This is a genomic window from Gemmatimonas sp. (assembly GCF_036405635.1).
In the GTDB taxonomy this organism is placed as follows: domain Bacteria; phylum Gemmatimonadota; class Gemmatimonadetes; order Gemmatimonadales; family Gemmatimonadaceae; genus Gemmatimonas.
The window spans coordinates 90093-109581 of sequence record NZ_DASWXE010000076.1 but is presented as its reverse complement, the minus strand read 5'-3'; the positions used below and the strand labels follow the sequence as shown (position 1 = coordinate 109581).

Annotated in this window: 19 protein-coding genes; 15 read left to right on the top strand and 4 right to left on the bottom strand. The window is 62.4% G+C overall.

The genetic code is table 11. The annotated features are described in order from the left end of the window. Positions 1 to 573, bottom strand: a 573-nt coding sequence (locus tag VGE27_RS05815) for an alpha/beta fold hydrolase (RefSeq protein ID WP_331048694.1), incomplete at its 3' end; no start/stop codon positions are given. Positions 574 to 740: 167 nt separating this feature from the next. Between VGE27_RS05815 and argF the strand changes: the two genes are divergently transcribed. The 6 genes from argF to VGE27_RS05785 all read left to right on the top strand — a co-directional run bounded on the left by argF (position 741) and on the right by VGE27_RS05785 (position 7817). Further along, positions 741 to 1661 carry an ornithine carbamoyltransferase gene (argF, locus tag VGE27_RS05810; protein WP_331048693.1) on the top strand — a complete coding sequence of 307 codons (921 nt, stop codon included), beginning with the start codon at positions 741 to 743 and terminating at the stop codon, positions 1659 to 1661. Positions 1662 to 1709: 48 nt separating this feature from the next. Further along, the gene (gene bcp, locus VGE27_RS05805; protein WP_331048692.1) at positions 1710 to 2177 is read left to right on the top strand and encodes a thioredoxin-dependent thiol peroxidase; all 468 of its coding nucleotides are present in this window, start codon (positions 1710 to 1712) and stop codon (positions 2175 to 2177) included. 78 nt (positions 2178 to 2255) lie between these two features. Next, entirely contained in the window at positions 2256 to 3380 is a 1125-nt protein-coding gene (gene gcvT / locus VGE27_RS05800) for a glycine cleavage system aminomethyltransferase GcvT (protein WP_345787988.1), read from the top strand. Then, entirely contained in the window at positions 3377 to 5068 is a 1692-nt protein-coding gene (locus VGE27_RS05795; protein WP_331048690.1) for a sigma-54 dependent transcriptional regulator, read from the top strand. The genes gcvT and VGE27_RS05795 overlap by 4 nt, the downstream gene beginning before the upstream one ends. A gap of 160 nt (positions 5069 to 5228) precedes the next feature. Beyond that, complete coding sequence (locus tag VGE27_RS05790; RefSeq protein ID WP_331048689.1) at positions 5229 to 6185, top strand: hypothetical protein; 957 nt, start codon at positions 5229 to 5231, stop codon at positions 6183 to 6185. Between the two features lie 306 nt (positions 6186 to 6491). Then, entirely contained in the window at positions 6492 to 7817 is a 1326-nt protein-coding gene (locus VGE27_RS05785) for an HD-GYP domain-containing protein (RefSeq protein ID WP_331048688.1), read from the top strand. Here VGE27_RS05785 and VGE27_RS05780 read toward each other — a convergent pair. The 3 genes from VGE27_RS05780 to VGE27_RS05770 all read right to left on the bottom strand — a co-directional run bounded on the left by VGE27_RS05780 (position 7783) and on the right by VGE27_RS05770 (position 12847). Next, positions 7783 to 10959 carry an ATP-binding protein gene (locus VGE27_RS05780; protein ID WP_331048687.1) on the bottom strand — a complete coding sequence of 1059 codons (3177 nt, stop codon included), beginning with the start codon at positions 10957 to 10959 and terminating at the stop codon, positions 7783 to 7785. The two genes, VGE27_RS05785 and VGE27_RS05780, sit on opposite strands and share 35 nt — an antisense overlap. Before the next feature lie 330 nt (positions 10960 to 11289). Then, positions 11290 to 12276 (bottom strand): MoxR family ATPase, encoded by a 987-nt coding sequence (locus VGE27_RS05775; RefSeq protein WP_331048686.1) that lies wholly within the window; start codon positions 12274 to 12276, stop codon positions 11290 to 11292. A gap of 241 nt (positions 12277 to 12517) precedes the next feature. Further along, the gene (locus VGE27_RS05770) at positions 12518 to 12847 is read right to left on the bottom strand and encodes a BsuPI-related putative proteinase inhibitor (RefSeq protein ID WP_331048685.1); all 330 of its coding nucleotides are present in this window, start codon (positions 12845 to 12847) and stop codon (positions 12518 to 12520) included. Positions 12848 to 13227: 380 nt separating this feature from the next. Here VGE27_RS05770 and VGE27_RS05765 point away from each other — a divergent pair, with 380 nt between their 5' ends. The 9 genes from VGE27_RS05765 (at position 13228) to VGE27_RS05725 (ending at position 19465) form a co-directional block, all read left to right on the top strand. Further along, positions 13228 to 13509, top strand: a complete 282-nt coding sequence (locus VGE27_RS05765) for an AtpZ/AtpI family protein (protein WP_331048684.1) — start codon at positions 13228 to 13230, stop codon at positions 13507 to 13509. 28 nt (positions 13510 to 13537) lie between these two features. Continuing rightward, positions 13538 to 13930 (top strand): hypothetical protein, encoded by a 393-nt coding sequence (locus VGE27_RS05760; protein ID WP_331048683.1) that lies wholly within the window; start codon positions 13538 to 13540, stop codon positions 13928 to 13930. Positions 13931 to 13952: 22 nt separating this feature from the next. After that, positions 13953 to 14927 (top strand): F0F1 ATP synthase subunit A, encoded by a 975-nt coding sequence (atpB, locus tag VGE27_RS05755; RefSeq protein WP_331048682.1) that lies wholly within the window; start codon positions 13953 to 13955, stop codon positions 14925 to 14927. A 178-nt stretch (positions 14928 to 15105) separates the two neighbouring features. Further along, the gene (gene atpE, locus VGE27_RS05750) at positions 15106 to 15375 is read left to right on the top strand and encodes an ATP synthase F0 subunit C (RefSeq protein ID WP_197525981.1); all 270 of its coding nucleotides are present in this window, start codon (positions 15106 to 15108) and stop codon (positions 15373 to 15375) included. A gap of 74 nt (positions 15376 to 15449) precedes the next feature. After that, entirely contained in the window at positions 15450 to 16049 is a 600-nt protein-coding gene (atpF, locus tag VGE27_RS05745; protein ID WP_331048681.1) for a F0F1 ATP synthase subunit B, read from the top strand. After that, the gene (locus VGE27_RS05740; protein ID WP_331048680.1) at positions 16049 to 16606 is read left to right on the top strand and encodes a F0F1 ATP synthase subunit delta; all 558 of its coding nucleotides are present in this window, start codon (positions 16049 to 16051) and stop codon (positions 16604 to 16606) included. Before atpF ends, VGE27_RS05740 begins: the two co-directional genes overlap by 1 nt. After that, complete coding sequence (locus VGE27_RS05735) at positions 16603 to 16980, top strand: cupin domain-containing protein (RefSeq protein ID WP_331048679.1); 378 nt, start codon at positions 16603 to 16605, stop codon at positions 16978 to 16980. Before VGE27_RS05740 ends, VGE27_RS05735 begins: the two co-directional genes overlap by 4 nt. A gap of 122 nt (positions 16981 to 17102) precedes the next feature. Beyond that, positions 17103 to 18092: a sugar phosphate nucleotidyltransferase gene (locus VGE27_RS05730; protein WP_331048678.1), complete on the top strand. Its 990-nt coding sequence runs from the start codon at positions 17103 to 17105 to the stop codon at positions 18090 to 18092. Next, positions 18092 to 19465 (top strand): Gfo/Idh/MocA family protein, encoded by a 1374-nt coding sequence (locus VGE27_RS05725; protein ID WP_331048677.1) that lies wholly within the window; start codon positions 18092 to 18094, stop codon positions 19463 to 19465. Before VGE27_RS05730 ends, VGE27_RS05725 begins: the two co-directional genes overlap by 1 nt. Positions 19466 to 19489: the final 24 nt, after the last annotated feature.

Sequence of the window (19489 nt, the reverse complement as noted above, 5' to 3'; positions counted from 1 at the left end):
GGCCATCGTCGGCACGGCAATGCCCTGCCAGAGCAGGGAACCGATCAGCGGCCATTGAAACATCGCCGGCGTGCTCCCCGACGTGCCCGCCGCCGGATCCACGAGCGTGAAGGAACGGATGCGCGCCGGTTGCTGCGCGGTATAGGTCGCGACGATGGGACCACCGGCCGACAGGCCCACCAGCTGCACATCGCTGGTCCAGCCCAGTGTGTCCAGCAGATCGCCCACCTGGCGGTTGAACAGCGCACGATCGTACGCCACATCCGGGCGATCCGACCAGCCGCGTCCGTAGGTGTCGTAGCGGGCCACGCGGAACCCCGCCCCTGTCAATGCAACGAAGGTCGAATCCCAGATGTACGCCGGTACCGAGAACCCATGGACCAGCAGCACGCGCATGCCGCTGTCCGGACCGGCCACCTCGTAGTGCGTGATACCGTCTGAAAGGCGCGCAAACTGGCCTGGCACATCTCGCCGCGCCGCATCGTCGAGGGTACGTGATTCCGGATCCCGCAGTCGCAGGACGAGAGCGCCGATGGCAACCAGCGCGAGCAGAGCAAGCAGAAGACGTCGCATGCCGGAGTCTACGCCCGCTCCGGATCCTCCGCCAACGCCGTGACGACGCACCGCTGCCCCCGGAGGGCACGGGTCACTATGATTCAGGGGTTCTATCGTCCGGCGCGGCCCCTGAGCCGCGCCGTCTGCGTTCCACCCCCAATGGTGGCCCGAACATGCAGGAGCCCATGCAGCACGCGCATCGCGACTTCCTGAACATCGCCGACTTTTCGTCGGACGAGACGTACGCCCTGCTCGATCTCGCCGAACGGATGCGCACTGGCGCATACCAGGCGAAACCGCTGGCGGGCAAGGCGTTGGCGATGATCTTCATGAAGGCCTCGACGCGTACCCGCATGTCGTTCGAGGTGGGCGCCAACCAGCTGGGTGGCACCGCGCACTTTCTGTCGCCGCGCGATGTGCAGCTCGGGCGCGGAGAACCCATCGCCGATACCGCGCGCGTGCTCTCGCGGTACGTGCACGGCATCATGATCCGCACGTTCGCGCATCAGGATGTGGTGGAGCTGGCGGAGTACGCGACCGTGCCGATCATCAATGGCCTGACGGACCTGTCCCATCCCTGTCAGGTGCTCGCCGATGTGCTCACCATGCAGCAGCACCTGGGTGGCGTGCGTGGCAAGACCGTGGCGTGGATCGGTGATGGCAACAACATGGCCAACTCCTGGATGGAAGCCGCTGCACACCTCGGCTTCACGCTGCGCATGGCCTGCCCGGAGGGCTACGATCCGGACGCACAGTTCCTGCAGGAAGCGAAGGCGAAGGGCGGTGATGTCCACCTGCTGCGTGACCCGCGTGAAGCGGTCGACGGCGCCGACGTCGTCACCACCGACGTGTGGGCGTCGATGGGGCAGGAAGAGGAGCAGGCGCAGCGGGCGATGGCGTTTGCGCTGTACCAGGTGGACGCCGAACTGATGGCCCGTGCCGCCCGTCAGGCCATCTTCCTGCACTGTCTGCCGGCACACCGTGGAGAAGAAGTCACCGCCGACGTGATCGATGGTCCACAGAGTGTGGTGTGGGATGAGGCCGAGAACCGCCTGCATGTGCAGAAGGCCATCATGGCCGTGCTGATGGGTGGCGAGCGCCTGTGACGTTGCGTTGATGGGCGTTTTTGATCGACGCGCCGCTGGGGTGAGCACATGCCCCTAGCGGCTGGGCAGGAAGCACCGGATTTCACGTTGCTCACCGACGCAGGAAAGCCGCTCACCTTGTCCTCACTGCGCGGCAAGTGGGTGGTGTTGTATGCCTATCCCAAGGACAGCACCGCCACCTGCACCGTACAGGCCTGCGACCTGCGGGATGGCGTACCGCGCTTTCGTCGACGCAAAACGGTCGTGGTCGGCATCAGCCCCGACTCGGTGGCTTCGCACCAGCGATTCAAGGCCCGCAACGAGCTGCCGTTCACCTTGGTCGCCGATCCCGACCGTCAGGTGCTGGAAGCGTACGATGTGTGGAAAGAGAAGGTGTTGTATGGCCGACCGTACATGGGCGTGGTACGTACCACGTTCCTCATCGACCCCGCCGGTCGCATCGCGCGGGTGTTCGAACGGGTGAAATCTCGAGGGCACGCCGAGGAGATTTTGGCAGCCATTGCCGAACTGGCATGAGCGCGTAGGTTCGGGCATCTTTCAGGACCTGTGGCCACCACACACTTGGTGGCGCTGGCCAGCTCTTCCATCCCGATCATGACTGCCAACGACTCCGGCGCGCAGGGCTCTTCGCTCAAGCGCACGCCGCTGCACGATACCCACGTCGCGCTTGGCGCGAAGATCGTCCCCTTCGCCGGCTATGAAATGCCGGTGCAGTATCCCGCCGGCATCACCGTCGAACACAAGGCGGTGCGCGAAGCGTGTGGCATGTTCGACGTGTCGCACATGGGCGAAGTCATTGTGCGCGGCCCCGATGCCATTCGATTCGTGTCGTCGGTGACCAGCAATGACGTCGCCGCGCTGGCCGTGGGGCAGGTGCAGTACAGCACCCTGCTGCGCGCGAACGGCACCATTGTCGACGACCTGCTCGTCTATCGCTTCGCGGATCACTTGATGCTCGTGATCAACGCCAGCAATCGCGACAAGGATCTCGCACACCTGCGCGCGCACATGACGGGCTTCGATTGCACCATGGAGGATGTGTCCGACGCCATGGCACTGCTCGCCGTACAGGGCCCGCAGGCACCCACCATCGTGGCGTCGCTCTCCAGCGTGCCACTCGATGGCGTGAAGTACTACTGGTTCACCGAAGGCGAAGTCGCGGGCATCCCCTGCATCATCTCGCGCACGGGGTATACGGGTGAACTCGGATTCGAACTGTACTTCGATGCGACGCGTGCGCCGGACATGTGGAACGCCGTGATGGCGGCCGGCACGGTCACGCCCTGCGGACTCGGCGCGCGTGATACGCTCCGTCTCGAAGCAGGCTTGTGCCTCTACGGCAACGAGCTCGATGACGAAATCACGCCGCTCGACGCAGGACTCGGATGGCTCGTCAAGCTGGGTAAAGCCGAGCCGTTCCTCGGCAAGGACGTGTTGGTGCAGCAGCATCAGGACGGCACCGATCGCAAGCTCGTCGGCTTCACCTGCGAGGAGCGGGCCATTCCACGGCACGGCTACCCGGTCGTCTATGGCGGCGTGTCGTTCGGCGAAGTGCGCAGTGGCACCATGAGTCCCACGCTTGGCATCCCTGTGGGCACCTGCTATCTGCCCGCCGCCGCGGCGGTCGAAGGTACGCGGTTTGAAGTCGACATTCGTGGCAAGCGTGTGCCGGCGCGCGTGGTGAAGCTTCCCTTCTACAAGCGGCCGGGGAAGGCGTGAGTACTCGCGCACGCCCCGCAGCGCACAGTCGCGGCGGCGTGGACGACGCGGAACGCAACGTCGTCGCCATCCTGATGACGGATGTCGAGCCGGCGGTGCGCCTCAATGCGGCATTGGAGGCGGAAGGCGTCGAGACCGTCACGATCTCGCCGATGGATGATGTGCGCGGCGAGATCCGTCGCGCGCGTCCGACCATCGTGGTGTTGACGGGCGCGTTGCTCGATGGTGCCAACACCGCGCTCGTGCGGCAGCTGTTGTGGGACAATGTGCCGGTGCTCGGCTTCACCGATGTCAGCGATCCCACACTGCTCGACCGGCTACGCGAAATCGGCTATGCCGACACCTGGTCCAAGCCCGTCCATCTCGAAGAAGTGGTGGATGCGATTCGTCGGCGACTGGAGCGTCGTCGCCTCGCGGAACTCACTGGATTGGTGGGTGAGTCGGCCGGCATTCGCGAAGTGCTGGTCAAGGTGGAGCAGATCGCGCCGGTGACGAGCACCGTGCTCATCGAGGGTGAGAGTGGCACCGGCAAGGAACTCGTGGCGCGTGCGATTCATCGGTTGAGTCCGCGTCGTGGCAAGCCCTTCATCGCCGTCAATGTCGGCGCGTTGCCGGAGACGTTGCTCGAGAGCGAGCTGTTCGGTCATGAGAAAGGCGCCTTCACGGGCGCCGCAGAGCGACGGCTCGGGCGTTTTGAGCTGGCGGATACCGGCACGCTGTTTCTCGATGAGATCGGCGAGATTCCGCCGTCCACGCAGGTGAAACTGTTGCGTGTGCTCGAGGAGCGCGAAGTCACGCGCGTGGGCGGCAGTCAGTCCATCCCGATCGATGTGCGTGTGGTGGCTGCTACGAATCGGCCGTTGCGTGAGCATGTGGAAGAGGGCGGTTTCCGCGCCGATCTCTTCTATCGCCTCAATGTGCTCAGTGTGTATCTCCCGCCACTGCGGGAACGGCGCGACGATATTCCTTTGCTCGTGCGCCGTTTTGTCACCGAGTTCTCGCGGATGCACGATCGCGAATTCCAGGGCATCTCCGCCGATGCGCTGAGTTTGTTGGTCGAGTACGGCTGGCCCGGCAACGTGCGCGAACTGCGCAACCTGGTGGAGAGCATGGTGGTGCTCGCGCACGGTCGTGAGATCGTGGCCGATGACATTCCGCGCGCGATTCGCGACGGCGGTGGTCGTCGTCTGCTACCGGTGCACGTCGGTCCGGTGTTGCAGGGCGCCGAGCGCGCGCAGGGGCGCGAGTTGGAATTCATTGTGCGCTCACTCGTCGAACTCAAGTTGCAGGTCGAGGAGTTGCGGCGTCGCATGGATGTGGAGACGCGTGTGGTTCAGATGGCGCCCGGGGCACCGATGTCGAATGGTTGGGTCGGAGAAGTGCGGCATCCTGCGTCGTTGGGAGGCGGTGGCTACGAGGACATGAGTGTGGCGGCGGCGTCCGGTGGGCATCGGGGCATCGAGCCCCGGGAGCAGGCGGTGCCGCAGCCCGTGATCACCCTCGATGCGAGCATGACGATGGCCGATATCGAGCGGGTGGCGATCCTGGCGGCCCTTCGGGACAGTGCCGGGAATCGCCGGAAGGCGGCTGAGCGGCTGGGGATCGGGGAGCGCACCCTGTACAGGAAGCTGCGGGAGTACGAGGGCGGGGAAGAGGGCGAAGGGGACTCCACCCTAGAGGAAACATGAGGTACAAGGTCCTACATTCAAGCGGGACAAGTGGTTGGCCGATCGTGAGCCTTGCTACAATGCGATCTCAGCCACATATTTGGCCCGTTGACAGCCGGAGCGGACGCTTCGGTTCGCCTTTGCAGCGGAGCTCAGCCTGTCCATACCAATCAACTTCGGCATGACCTCTCCTTCGGTGTCCGGTGGGACGATCGCAGGAAGCGTACTCCCGATCCGACGTGCGGAGGAGCTGATTCAGACGCTCCCGGGCGTGTTGTCCGTCCGCATCGTCCCAAGTGAGACCGGGGCTGTCGATGAGATTCATGTGCTCACGACGGACCAGGTGGTCCCGAAGCATACGGTACGGAATATCGAGAGCGCGCTGATGGCGCAGCTCGGTTTGCGGGTGAACCACCGCAAGATTTCCGTAGCGACGACGATAGATGCTCCCCGTGCTGTGGATCGGGCCGTGCCGCCTGTGGGCGGGGTGGCCGGTGTGACCGCGGTGCCAGCCGGTGCTCCGGCTTCAGCGTCCACGGCATCGCCAATTCCGTCTCCCGTGGCGGCTCCCGTGGCGGCTCCGGTGGCCGCGGCGGCGATACCGGGCTCCCCTGTGGTTGAGCCCGCCGCCGCTGTGCTGGGGGATGCAACGGCGGGCCTGCCTGGAGCGGTGCAGGAAAGTGTCCTTTCACGTTTCGGGTCGTCTGCCCCCGTAGTGTCCCGTCCCGATGTGATGCTGGGGCGGCGTCTGCTGATCTTCGAGGATATCGAAGTGCGGCGGTCGCGGGTGCGGGGGGTGACCTGTCTGGTCACCCTGTCGCGCGACGGACAGGAGTTTGTCGGTGAAGCGGACGGACAGGAATCGGAGCGGTCTCGGGTCGAGTTGGCAGCGCGGGCAACCGTGCAGGCGATCATGGCAGCGCGTGGAGCGCAGGCAGGTGGCCGTGAACTTGGGCTCGAGGGTGCGAAGGTTCTCGAAGCATTCGATCGAGAGTTTGTCTTCGTGAGCATTTCGGCGCGTGTGGGTCGCGAGCCGGTGGTGTTGACGGGGAGTTGTGAAGTGCGGGAGAGCGCGGAGACGAGCGCAGTACTGGCAGTGCTCGACGCGACGAACCGCTGGTTGCATCTGGACAGATAGGGCGCCGCCGAAGGCACCCGTCCACACACACTTCATTCGTCACCAATCGACGAAGCATCCCGTTGTCCCCGTCAACCGTCGTAGAGCGGAGCTGAGCGGGCAGGCCAAAGCAGTAGGAGCGGAGCCAACCTCGAAAAGCACCCACGTTCTGAAAGGAGCGTGCGTGACTACCCCGAAGGGAGGTGACGCAGAGTGGAATTCCTGGCTGAGCTCGTTGATGTACTCATGTCGGTTGTGTTGGCTGACCTGAAGCTTTGGGGCTGACCTGATAGCTAAGAGTTGGCGGGGCCACACCTTTCCAAGTCGATGAAGACAAGCGTAATCGCCTACGTGTATGCGATCGTGGCAGCCTCAGCTGCCTCGCTTGTCGGGCTCTATCTATACCAGCCAGCTGTCGACTTGGCGCTACTTGAGGGAGCCGGATGGCTTACTCTGGTAGCTTTCCTCGGGACTATCCTGAGCTATAGGGTTCAAGGCAGCACCTTCGGTGCAGTCTCGTTCATTCCTTTCCTGACGGCGTTCGTACTCTATCCGTCATGGGCAACAGTGGGTATCGTCGGCGCTTCTTCGCTTGTCGCCGAGATGCTAAAGCCAAAGCTCGCGATCAAGCGGGCTTTTAATGTCAGTCAGATCGTGCTCGCTGGATGTGTGTCGATCGCTTGCTACCTCCTCCTTGGAGGGCAGTCGTTACAGATCGATCATAGCTTCCAGACCGGACCGCACATCGCCGCGGTTGTAGCATTTCTACTTGTGAATACGCTGGCTGTCGCAGCTGTCATCGGGCTCGCGGAAGGCAAGAGTATCATAAAGACATGGGCTGGTGGGAACTCTGCTGGCCTTGTGTACGACATTGTCGCAGTGCCTGGGGTGTTTGCGTTCGCGCGAGCTTATGTGGATTGGGGTGGATGGGGTGTCGGTGTACTCTGTGCACTAATCTTGGGACTTCGTCTTACCTACCAGTCCAAGCACCAGCTCGAGACCACGAACAAAGAGCTGCTTGAACTTTTCGTTCATACGGTCGAATTCCGCGATCCTTACACTTCGGGTCACTCCCAAAGAGTGAGTCGCTATTCTCGGATCATCGCGCAGGTCGTAGGATTGACCCCCAAAGAGATCGAACGGATTTCGGTCGCTGCTCTGCTCCACGACGTAGGCAAGATTCACGAGATCTTTGCTCCAATCCTCATGAAGCCGGGGCGATTGACGCCAGAGGAGCGTGCAATCATGGAATTGCACCCGATCAAGAGCGCAGAGTTGGTGGCAAAGATCTCCGATCTACAGGATATTGTTCCTGCTGTCCGGCATCATCATGAAAACTGGGACGGAACAGGGTACCCGGATCAGCTAAGTGGACGTGAGATCCCACTGGGCTCACGGATCATCATGTTTGCGGACACGATCGACGCCATGACAACTGATCGGCCGTATCGAAAGGCGCTGGGCGAGACTGAGGTTCGAGAAGAACTCAGAAAATTCAGAGGAATTCAGTTCGATCCCGATATTTGTGATGCTTTGGTCGGTTCTCCGGATTTCCGGCGCCTGTTCGATAGTACCGATTCCGGGAAGGTTCACTCACTCACTCAGATCCTAGAGATCGTTAGGAAGCGAGTGAAGACGCCGGCTGTTGCCTAGACTCTCGGCCATCAAGTATCGCCAAGGTGGAAGCAAGTGCCGTAGAAGGTGTTCCGCGTTCCCTCCTGAGCGTGTTGAGGTAGGTCCCAATGAAGGAATGGGCGTCCTGATATCGCCCTAGTCGCGCCATCGCTCGGGCTATCTGTGTTGTTAGATAGTCGCTCGTGCCGAAGGTCGATGTGCGGCGATGCCTCTCCAGCGCCACCGCTACAATCTCTTCAGTTGGCACCCAAGTCGGATCTTGGAGTGCAACTCCGATTTCGAGCGCGATGACATATGAGCTCGCCTTGATGGTCGGAATCCTAGGAAGAACGGTGCGCAATCTGTCTAGGTGTACGCGCGCCCCTGCAAGATCGCCAAGCTCGATTGCGACATGGCAATAGTGTGCGGTCAAGAAGCCTGAGGACACTGAGTCGTCTTCGGTAGAAGTCAAATTCTGCAGGACTCCATGCCAATGCACGAGATTGCTCGCATCTCCACAGTCGAGGTGCATTTGCGCCAGTTGCCATGCGGGGTAAAGTGCCAGCTTGGGAGCATCGACTGCCATGGCCATGGTAAAGGCCAATCGAAGGTGCTCTTCGGCTTCCACAATTCTTCCGCTCATTCGAAGGGCGTATGCAGATCGCCCGATATCCTGAGCAGCAACCGTCGAGGGTTGGACTCGAGCTAGTCTGCGCACCATCTCCTCTGCAATGCGGCTTGCCGTATCAAGATCCCCAAACACTGTGTGATAGAGCAGTGAGAGTCGTTGACGCTGCTCTGAGATACCACTGGCTGGTTCAGGGTTCGATTCAATGGCAGAATAGCATGCGTCCGCGACAGCAGAGTCACATGTGTTCGCCGCGATGGTCAACCCGATTTCCGCGGCACGGATTCTGGTTGCTGAGATGGCAAGTGGGGCTGCGACTATGCTTGCGCACATCTTAGCCAACTCGTCCCTGTCCGCTAAAGCATCCGCACGGTGCGCAGAGTCGATGGCAGACAAAAGTCGGTCAAGTTCTGCCTCTGTCATCGCCAATGGAGTACGCGGAACTACGTATCCGCCTGGTGAGTGGAGCAACGCCCGCCCGTATTCACCGGCCTCAAGTTCCAGGCGTCCGCACAACCCGTCTAGTTGTGCGCGAATCTCGGAGTCCAGCTCTCCTGTGTCGAGTTGCTGAAGCACACCAAGTATCGTCTTTGGACGCCCCGAAAGAAGAAGATCAGCCGAATGACGAATTGCTACGCGAGCGCATCGGTCAGCACTCCCCGCCATCGCATAGTGATAGAGCGACTCGACCAATAGACTGCCAATTCCAGAGTGCAAATATTCGTTCTCTAGTGTCGACCCAGCTGCCAGGTGTATTGCGAATTTCACAAGGCTAGGAAGTCTCGATATCGCTGTTCTCCCGATCAGATCATGAGTCACCAATACTGAGGCTTCCGCGCGAGACAAACACACCTCTTCTTGGAGCTGCTCGAGGGCAGCCATCAACTCATGATTGGGCAATTCAAGGATCTGACCGATCCGCTCGATGGATGCGAACTTTCCTAACAAGCCAACCGCTTGCATGGCGCGGAGCGCATGCGTGTGGAGTTTATCTATCCGATGCTCAAGGAGGAGTTGCAATGTCGGTGGTACTCCTCCCGCTTCACCGGTCTCGATCCAATAATTGACTAGAGCGCGCAGGACCAGTGGGTTTCCTTCTCCTGCGTCGACGATCCAACGTTCGGTATTGACATCCATCGTCGCGGCATAGTCCTCTCCAATCGCTCGCGCAAGCGTGAGGCTGGCGAGAGGATTGAGAGCCGCCAGAGCTTTGAGCACGAGATTTTGCGGCACACGGCTTGGCCGACTCGACAGTATCGAGCGGGATCGCGATGTGATCACCAAGAGAACTCTCATTGACGGAGTTCTCTGGATTAGGTCGGCAATCGCATCCCAAGACTCGTCGTCCATCCAATGTGCATCCTCGATAACGAGTAGAAGTGGCCGTTCTTCCGATACGGCTCCGACTACGTCGACAATTGCATTTCGCACGGGCTGTGCCCGCACCGTATCGTACCCGTCTTCAGCACGTGAAGTACTGTTCCCCTCCACTCCAGGGTGAGATAGGGCAGGTGCGTCTAGTCGTTCGCCGACGAGCCTTCGCAATACGCTCATGCTTTCTGGTGAACATCCGAGTGCACCAGACGTCGATAGCAGTTCTGGGATGGCCTCAAGGAACACGCTAAGAGGGCGATCTTTGTCTGTCTCTCGGCATTCGACCGAAACTTCTAGATAGCCTTCGATCTGCGCGAGCTTGCCAAGCTCCGAGACCAGTCTGGTCTTCCCAATTCCTGACGGTCCGTGCAGCAGTACCGCACTGCCATCGTTCCAGCGCGCGCGTCGGAGTGACAAAGTTAGGTCGGTAAGCTCCTTTTCTCGGCCTATGAAGTGCCTTTCCGTCGATCCGGGGAGGGGGCGACGGCGTGCCTTAGGGTCCACAAGACGCCTTCTCAATTGCTGTGCGGGCAGCCGGATCTCAGTGGCCTGTGGCCCGAGTTCCAGCAAGTACTTGTCGAGAATCGCCACGGCTTCGACTTTGGATCCGAAGATCATCCGACACTCCGCCAACGTCAGCGTCGCATCCTCATTGAGCGGGTCGAACTGCAGAATCCACCGCGACAACACTTCCGCTGCCGACCAGTCCGCGCGCTCCCGGCGCAGCCGCAGCACTTCCACGAGCACGCGTCGGATATCGCCGTGCACCACCTCTCGCGCCTGCTCGAGCCACACGTCATACGGTGCACTGCAGGCGATGAGGTCGGGCACAAACGTCCCGAACGGTTCGTCGCCCCGCGTGACGTCGCGGTCAAACGTGGCGACTTCGCGCTCAACGGAGAACGTGAGACGCACTTGCGCCCGAGTCAGCTGCACGGCTTCACCACGCAATGCGATGTCGACGCCCATGCTGCGCAGCTTGTACAGCGCCTGCCGAAGGTTCGCGCGCTGCCGCACACTGGCCTGACCGGGCCACAGCTCGCCCAGCAACACATCGCGGGCCACCTGCATGCCAGGGGAATACACGAGCCGCAGCAGGATCGCGAAGGCAATCTCCGACTGCGCCGTGATGATCTGCCCGCCGATGATCATGCGGGCTGCGCCCAGCGTCTGCACCACGAGCTGCGGTCGCTGATCGGTGGGATCCGGCGCCGAATCCCGGCGCAGTGATGGCGGTAGGTCGGCCAACTCCGGTGGCTGACGGTCACCCGATATCGCATTCCTCACTCTGGCCATCGCACGATCCTCCTCGCAGAGCTGTCACCAACCATACCGCCGACGACCTCGGCGTCGCGCCCCATGCTTCGGTTGGGTGTCAGCGGGATGTCATTTCATCGGCACTCCATTGCACGGCGAATCTCCACCCAGTTTGGTCCAAAACACAAGAACGGGAGGGCAACCTGTTCGGTCACCCTCCCGTTCTCCGTCAGCCGTTCGGTCCCGCTGATGTCAGCTCGGGAACTCGATCAAGGACTCCGTCGCGATCCCGTCCGCTTCCGCCTGGAAATTCATCACCATGCGGTGGCGCAGGACACCCTTTGCCACACTGCGCACGTCATCCAGGTCCGGCATCGCACGTCCGTCCATCGCCGCCCGCGCCTTGGCCCCCAGCACGAGATACTGCGAGGCGCGCGGACCGGCGCCCCAGCTCACGTACTTCTTCACCCGTGCGGTGGCCTCAGCGGCGTCCGGACGGGTACTGCGCGCCAGATGCACCGCGTACTTCACCAGACTCGGCGGTGCCGGCAAACGGCGCACCAGACGCTGCATCTGCAGCAGCTCCTCCGCGCCAAGTACCGGCTTCACTTCGCCCTGCGTGGCGCCCGTGGTGGAGAGCACGATCTGCTCTTCTTCCTCGCGGGTCGGATAACCCACCGTCAGTTCGAACATGAAGCGGTCCAGCTGCGCTTCCGGCAAGGGATACGTGCCTTCCTGTTCGATCGGGTTCTGCGTGGCCAGCACGAAGAACGGGCGCGGCAAGTCGTACGTGCGACCCGCTACCGTCACGGTGCGCTCCTGCATGGCCTGCAGCAGGGCCGCCTGCGTCTTCGGTGGGGCTCGGTTGATTTCGTCGGCAAGGACCATGTTGCCGAACACCGGGCCCGGCGCAAAGCGGAACGCCCGCTTGCCGGTGCCGGGTTCTTCTTCCATCAACTCCGTGCCGGTGATGTCACTCGGCATCAAGTCAGGCGTGAACTGCACACGCGAGAAGGTGAGGTCGAGAGCCTGCGAGACGGTCTGCACGAGCAGGGTCTTCGCCAGGCCCGGAACACCCACCAGCACGGCGTGTCCGCCAGCCAGCAGGGCGGTCACCAGGTCGTCCACGACATGCGCCTGACCGACAATGCGCTGCGCGATCTGCTGCCGAAGCTCCCGCCGCGCTGTCGCGAGGCGATCGAGCAAGGCGAGATCGTTTGCGTCCGGGGATGAAGTCACGAGGAAGCGTGTGGGGGGCAGGGAAGCGATCCGAATCCCTCACCGGGAAACGAACGCACGCGAAAGGCATCGACCAACTGGCTGGCGGAAACGATAACGGACGCCCGTGGACGTCCGTTGCCAATTCTTCGCAATGTATCTCCGGGGCTCGTCGCCGGTACGCCCCCGGGGACGGAACGCGGCTCGCCGCTGCGATCCGCGACGGCCGCTGGCGCAGACGCCGATGCAGCCCCTGTCGACTCTACCGCAGGGCGAAGTCGACGCGCTGCTGGACCGGGTAGTTCTCGCTGCGCAGCTGGGCCACCAGCGTGTAGTGCCCCGGCGTGCCCGGTGCCCACTTCTCACGGTACACGGCGGAATCGTGCGCATCCAAGAGGCGGTTCTGCATGGCCTGGGTGAACAAACGGCCAGCACTCCAGCGCCAGATCTCCCGGCCCGCCGAATCCAGCACGACAAAGTCGTGCGTCCGACCATCGGGGAACGTCAGTTCGACCCGCTTCGGGGAGTCGTTCGTGACTTCGATGGCGAAGCCGACCGTCCCATTGGCCGTATCCACCATGACATGAGACACAACCCCTTTGTCCGCCCCCGTTTTCGGGCGAGCGTTTGCCACCGGGCTCGAGGTTCGCGGTCCACACGCGAAAACGAGTCCAGCCGCTGCCAGCAATGGAACGGTGATGCGCGCGAGCATCAGGACGATTGGGAGATTGTCGGGAAGTGACGCGTGTCGCGGAAACGCCGGACTTACATACGGTTGGACGATCAGCAGTCACATTTCGATACGGCGCCACGTTATTAACTCCGGTACGGCCTGTCAAGGGCCCATTTTCGTCCTAAGTGACGATGCAACTTGATCTTTACTGACTTTGATCGTATTGCCGGCGTATGTTCGGTTTCGGTCAGAATGTTCGCTTGCGAAAAATTTCACAAGCCCCTAGGTTCCGCCCTCGAATGGCAGAAAATCCGCATCGTTCCACACCCCCATCCACGCCCACTGGAGAAGTCTCGCCATGGGCGCTGGCCGGACTCGGGATGCAGTTTTTTGCCGCGATTCTGTTGTTCGTGTACGTCGGCAACTGGATGGATCGCCGATTCGACACGGCGCCGCTCTTTCTACTGAGTGGTGTGCTGGTAGGTGGTGGCGGGGCCTTTTACTCCGGCTATCGTCGTGTGACCGCGGCACAGCGCGATACACGCGCTTCATCCGATCGCAACGACGACTCGACACCATGACGCAATCACGTTGGTCACGCAGGTGGTCATGACAAATCCGCCGCTGCAGGATGGCACCACGGCACCGGGTATGATGACGGCGCTGCTGCGATTCACCGTGGCGCAGGTCATGATCGTGATCGCATGCGTGTTCGTGATGCAGACGTTTGTCTGGACCGATGCACCGTCGGTGCAGGCCCTGCATGCAAGTGCATGGCTCGCCGTCATCGTGCAGACGTTCACCTTCGCAATCGCGAAACTGGTGGCACGTCAGCAGGTGATTGCCGGATGGGGACTGGGCGTGCTGTTGCGGTTTGCGTCCGTTGCCTTCTGGGCGTTGCTCGGCATCAAGGCGCTGGGACTGGTGGCTGGCCCCGCGTTGCTGTCCCTGGTGGTGTTCTACTTCCTCTCGACGCTCGTCGAGCCGCTCTTTCTGAACTGACGCTCATACCCGGATGCAGTCGATGATCCGTTCGTTGTCCCGTCTGGCCGGACTGGCCACTGCCGCATTGATGTTGACCGTCGCGCCGCTTCCCGCTGCCGCGCAGGAGCATGGCGCACCCGCTGCGGGTGCCGCCGAACATGGCGCGCCCGCAGCGGGCCCCGTCGACATCATCACGCCGCACATCACCGACGGCCATCATCTCGAACTGCCCTACTGGCAGGCGCCGTTCTACAAGGAAATCGAGCTGCCGCACTGGGAGCCGGTGCATATCGGCGGCATTGCGCTCGATCTGTCGCCCACCAAGCACGTAGTGTTCATGATTGCCGCCGCACTGCTCGTGGCTATCGTGCTCATCACGGCCGCGGTGAAGTCGAAGGCGCAGCATGCCAACGGCGGTCGTTCGAAGGGATTCGTGGGCGGGATCGAAGCACTCGCGCTGTACCTGCGCAATGAAGTCGTGCTGCCGAACGTGGGACACCACGGTGAGGCCTTTGTGCCGTTCGCGCTCACGCTCTTCTTCTTCATCCTGACGTGCAATCTGTTCGGGATGATCCCCTACGGCTCCACCGCCACGGGCAACATCTCGGTGACAGCCACCCTGGCCATCATCACCGCGATCGTGGTGGAACTGGCTGGTATCCGCGCCAATGGCGTGGGTTACCTGAGCACGATCTTCTACTGGAACAAGGACCTGCCGCTGGTCATGCGCGTGGTCATGTTCTTCGTGATGTCGCCGGTCGAAATGGTCGGCAAGATCTCCAAGCCGTTTGCGCTCACGATCCGTCTGTTCGCCAACATGACGGCGGGGCACATCGTGCTGCTCGCCCTCATTGGTCTCATCTTTGCGTTCCAGAGCTGGGCGCTGGCCGGTGTGCCGGTACTGATGGCCGTCGCGATCAGCATGCTCGAACTGTTTGTCAGCTTCCTGCAGGCCTTCATTTTCACGCTGCTCGCCTGCGTGTTCATTGGTCAGATCCGGGAAGCGCACCACTAGTCGTACGCTGTTGCAACGGACGCGCCGCGGTTCTCCCCTGCGGTGTGTCCGGTAGCCGGTCGAGCGACCGGCAACGCCCGTTGAGCTTCACGGCTCGCTGACGGGACATGCGGACCTGAGTGTCCGTCGGGAGTGCAGGTTCATAACGACTACGACTCGGAGTAATACGATGGAAATCATGGGTCTCCTCCAGGCCGCCGCGCCGGTGGTGCAGGATCCGAAGGGCCTCGCCATGATCGGCGCTGGCATCGCTGCCGGTGGTGCCGTGATCGGCGCCGGCCTGGGCATCGGCCGCATCGGTGGTTCGGCGGTGGAAGGCATGGCGCGTCAGCCGGAAGCGGCTGGCCGCATCCAGACGGCTGCGCTCATCCTCGCCGCGCTGATCGAAGGCGCCGCGCTGTTCGGCGTCGTCATCGGCTTCCAGATCCAGGGCAAGATCACGTTCTGATCTGATTGCGTGTGGGGCGTTCGGGTCAATCACCCGGACGCCCCAGCGCTTCCTCCATTCTCGTGGACCTTTCCATGTTCGCTCTTTCCGCCCGCCGTGGCGTGCTTGCTTCCGTTGCCGCGCAGTTGCTGATCGCCACGCCGGCCCTGGCCAATGAGGCCCAGGGTGGCGCCGTGAACCTGCTCGAGCCGAAGGCCGGCTTGATGTTCTGGACGCTGGTCATCTTTGCACTGCTCTTCGTGGTGCTCGCCAAGTTCGCGTTCAAGCCGCTCTTCGCCGCCGTCGAGGCCCGCGAAAAGGCGCTTGAAGACGCGATCGAAGGCGCCAAGCGCGATCGCGCCGCCGCCGAAGCCTCACTGGCTCAGCAGCGAGCGGAACTCGAAAAGGCGCGCAACGAAGCGCAGAGCATCATCGCCGACAGCCGTGCAACGGCCGAGAAGATGCGCGCCGACCTGCTCGCGCAGACCAAGCAGCAGCAGGAAGAGATGATCGAGCAGGCCCGTCGTGCGATCGAAAGCGAAAAGGCCAACGCCATCGCTGACCTTCGCCGCGAAGCCGTCGATCTCGCCATCGCTGGTGCCTCCCGCGTCATCGAGCAAAACCTCGACTCGGCGGGCAACCGCAAGATCGTCGAGAGCTTCCTCGCGTCGCTCGACGGCAAGGCGGCGCGCTGATGTCGGCCGGCGTGCAGGGCGAATCCGTCGCGCGCAATTACGCAGAGGCTCTTCTGGTCCTCGCCCGCAAGGCGGACGACGCGGAGGGCTGGGGGACGACGCTGCGCCAGGTGGCGGACGCCATCAGCAAGGATGTGAACCTTTCGCGCTTCCTCGAGTCGCCGCGCATTGCCGCCGAACAGAAGTCGGCGGTGTTGTCCAAGGCACTCGGCGATCATGTGCCGCGCCTGTTCCTGCGATTCCTGCAGCAGCTCGTGAAGAACCGTCGCCAGATGCTCATCCCGGTCATCGCGGCCGAGTACGAGACGCTGCGTGATGCGGCGTCCGGCGTGGTGCATGCGCGGGTGACGGTGGCCCGTGAGACGGCTGATGACGAAGCCAAGATGATCGCCGATCGGCTGTCGAAGGCGCTCGGCAAGACCATCGTGCCGCATATGACCGTTGACCCAAGCATCCTCGGCGGTGTGGTGGTGCGGGTGGGCGATACGGTCATGGACGGGTCGCTGCGCCGCAAACTGGGTCTGCTGCGCCGCCGGATGGGCGGTGCGCGCGCGTGAGCGGCCGCGTGGAGGTACGCCATGTCCCCAAGCCATGGGGGCATGAGACGATCTGGGCTCACACGGACCGATACGTCGGCAAGATCCTCCACGTCACGGCCGGCCAGGCGCTCTCGGTGCAGTACCATGAGCGCAAGGACGAAACGGTCTACCTGCTGCAGGGCGAGATGAAGTACTGGGTCCAACTTCCCGGAGAGTCGGAACTTCAGGACCAGCGGCTTACCACGGGGCAGTCGTTCCGCATTACGCCGGGCACCATTCACTACATCGAGGCCGTCACCGATTGCGACGTGCTCGAGGTGAGTACGCCGGAGCTCGACGACGTGGTGCGCCTCAAGGATCGCTACGGCCGGGAAGGCACGAACGCCCCGTAAGTCACCCGCTTCGAGGCCAAACCATGACGGCGACGCCCCTCCCGGGGGACGTCGCCGTTCTGCATCTTGGGGGCACAGCGCCGCTTTGCTGCGCCCTGTCCACCATACATCCCGACGACATCATGAAGGTTATCATCCCGCTCGCCGGTAAAGGCACGCGACTCCGCCCGCACACGCACGTGGTGCCGAAGCCGATGCTCAAGGTCGCGGGGCGCCCCGTCATGAGCTATGTGATGGACGATGTCATGCGCCTGGGTAACGTCGAGCAGGTCGTGTACATCACGGGGCATCTCAAGGACAAGGTCGAGGCCTATACACGGGCCAGCTACGACATTCCCAGTGTGTTCATCGAACAGGCGGTGCAGGACGGGACCGCGGGCGCCGTGGCGCTGGCCAAGGAATATGTCGACCAGCCCGTGCTGATCATCTTCGTCGACACCATCTTCGACGCCGACCTGAGCATCACCAAGGACACCGACGCCGACGGCATCATCTGGACCAAGGAAGTCGAAGACTACCAGCGCTTCGGCGTGGTGGTGACTGACGCCGATGGTCACATGACGCGCATCGTCGAGAAGCCCAAGGACCCGATCTCCAAGCGCGCCAACATCGGTCTGTACTACATCCGCAACTGGAAGCTGCTGTACGAAGGCATCGCGCATGTGTTGACCACGGCCCCGAACAAGGGCGAGTGGTACCTCACGGACGCCTTCCAGTACATGATCGACAAGGGCGCGAAGATCAAAGTCGTGGATGTGGACGGGTGGTATGATGCGGGACAGCTCGAGACACTGTTGGACACCAATCGCACGATGCTCGAGAAGGGACGGGCTCGCCGCCCGGCCTCGCTCGGCGAGGGCGCCACGATCGTCGAGCCGGTCTACATCGAAGACAATGTCACCATCGAGTACGCGACTGTGGGACCCAATGTGTCCATCGGTGCGGGCAGTGTGGTGCGTCATGCGACCGTGCGGGACACGGTGGCTGGTGAGCGCACGCAGATTCTCAACGCGACACTCCACGACTGCTTCCTCGGCGATCACGTCGTGGTGGATGGTGTGAGTGGCCGGATGACGCTCGGCGATCACTCGGAGCTGCGAGGCGAAGGCTGATGACCGACGACGGGAGGCTCTCGAGACGCACGTTGCTGGGCGGTGCGGCTGCCGCAGCCGCCACTGCCATGGTCGGTGCGCCCATGCGGCTGCTGGCCAGCACTGATGACTGGCGTGTCGATCTTGCTCCTCCCGTGCCGTCCACCAACGGCAGCATGCTTGGCGTGCCGTTTGCCAGGTATGACGTGGTGCGCATCGCGATCGTGGGTACCGGACTGCGTGGTCGCTCGGTGCTCAATGAATGGCTGGCTATCGAGGGCGTTGAAATTACCGCACTCGCCGACATTGCCCCTGAGAAGGCTCAGCGGGCTGTAGACATGGTCACGAAAGCCGGACGCAAGGCACCGATCGTGTACACGAATGGCGAGCGCGATTTCGAGCGCCTGGTGCAGCGTGAAGACATCGACTTCGTGTACACCGCGACACCGTGGCAATGGCACACACCGGTGATGCTGGCCGCACTCGCCAATGGCAAACATTGCGCCAGTGAGGTGCCGATCGCGATGAGCGTCGAGGATTGCTGGAAGCTCGTGGAGGCGTCGGAGAAGGCGAAGCGACACTGCCTGATGATGGAGAACTGCTGCTACGGCAACAGCGAACTGTCCGTGTTGCGCATGGTGCGTGAGGGGATATTCGGCACACTGCTGCACGCCGAAGCCGCATATCTGCACGATTTGCGCAAGATCCTGTTCGAGGATCGGGATGAGGGGCTGTGGCGTCGTGCTCCGCACACCGAACGCGACGCCAACTTCTATCCGACGCACGGTCTCGGTCCCGTGGCGCAGTACCTCGGCATCCACCGCGGCGACCGGTTCGACTACATGGTCTCGATGGGGTCACCGGAGGCCGGGCTCAGCGAATGGCGTGAGCAGCATGTGCCTCAGGGCGACGCCAAGTGGAGCGAGCGCTACAAGGCTGGCGACATGAACTCGTCGCTGATCAAGACGGCGAAGGGGCGCACCATCCTGTTACAGCATGACGTGGTGAATCCACGCCCATACTCGAGGCTCAACAACCTGCAGGGCTCCAAGGCGATCTTCAACGACTACCCACCGCGGTTGTATATCGACGGTGCACCAGACGGAGAACGATGGACGCCGCTGGCCGATCTGCAGGCCCGCTACGAGCATCCGCTGTGGACCGCCGTGGGTGAAAAGGCGCGCCAGGGCGGGCATGGCGGCATGGACTTCGTGATGGCCTACCGTCTGGTGCAGTGCATGCGTGAGGGGCTGGCTCCGGATTTTGATGTGTACGACGCGGTGGCGTGGAGTGTACCGTTCCCGCTGAGCGAGCAGTCCATGCGGAAGGGCAGTGCACCGATCAAGTTCCCCGACTTCACGCGTGGCGCGTGGCGGACGTCCACGGCGCCCTAGGGTCCGGGCACCACACCCTGACGT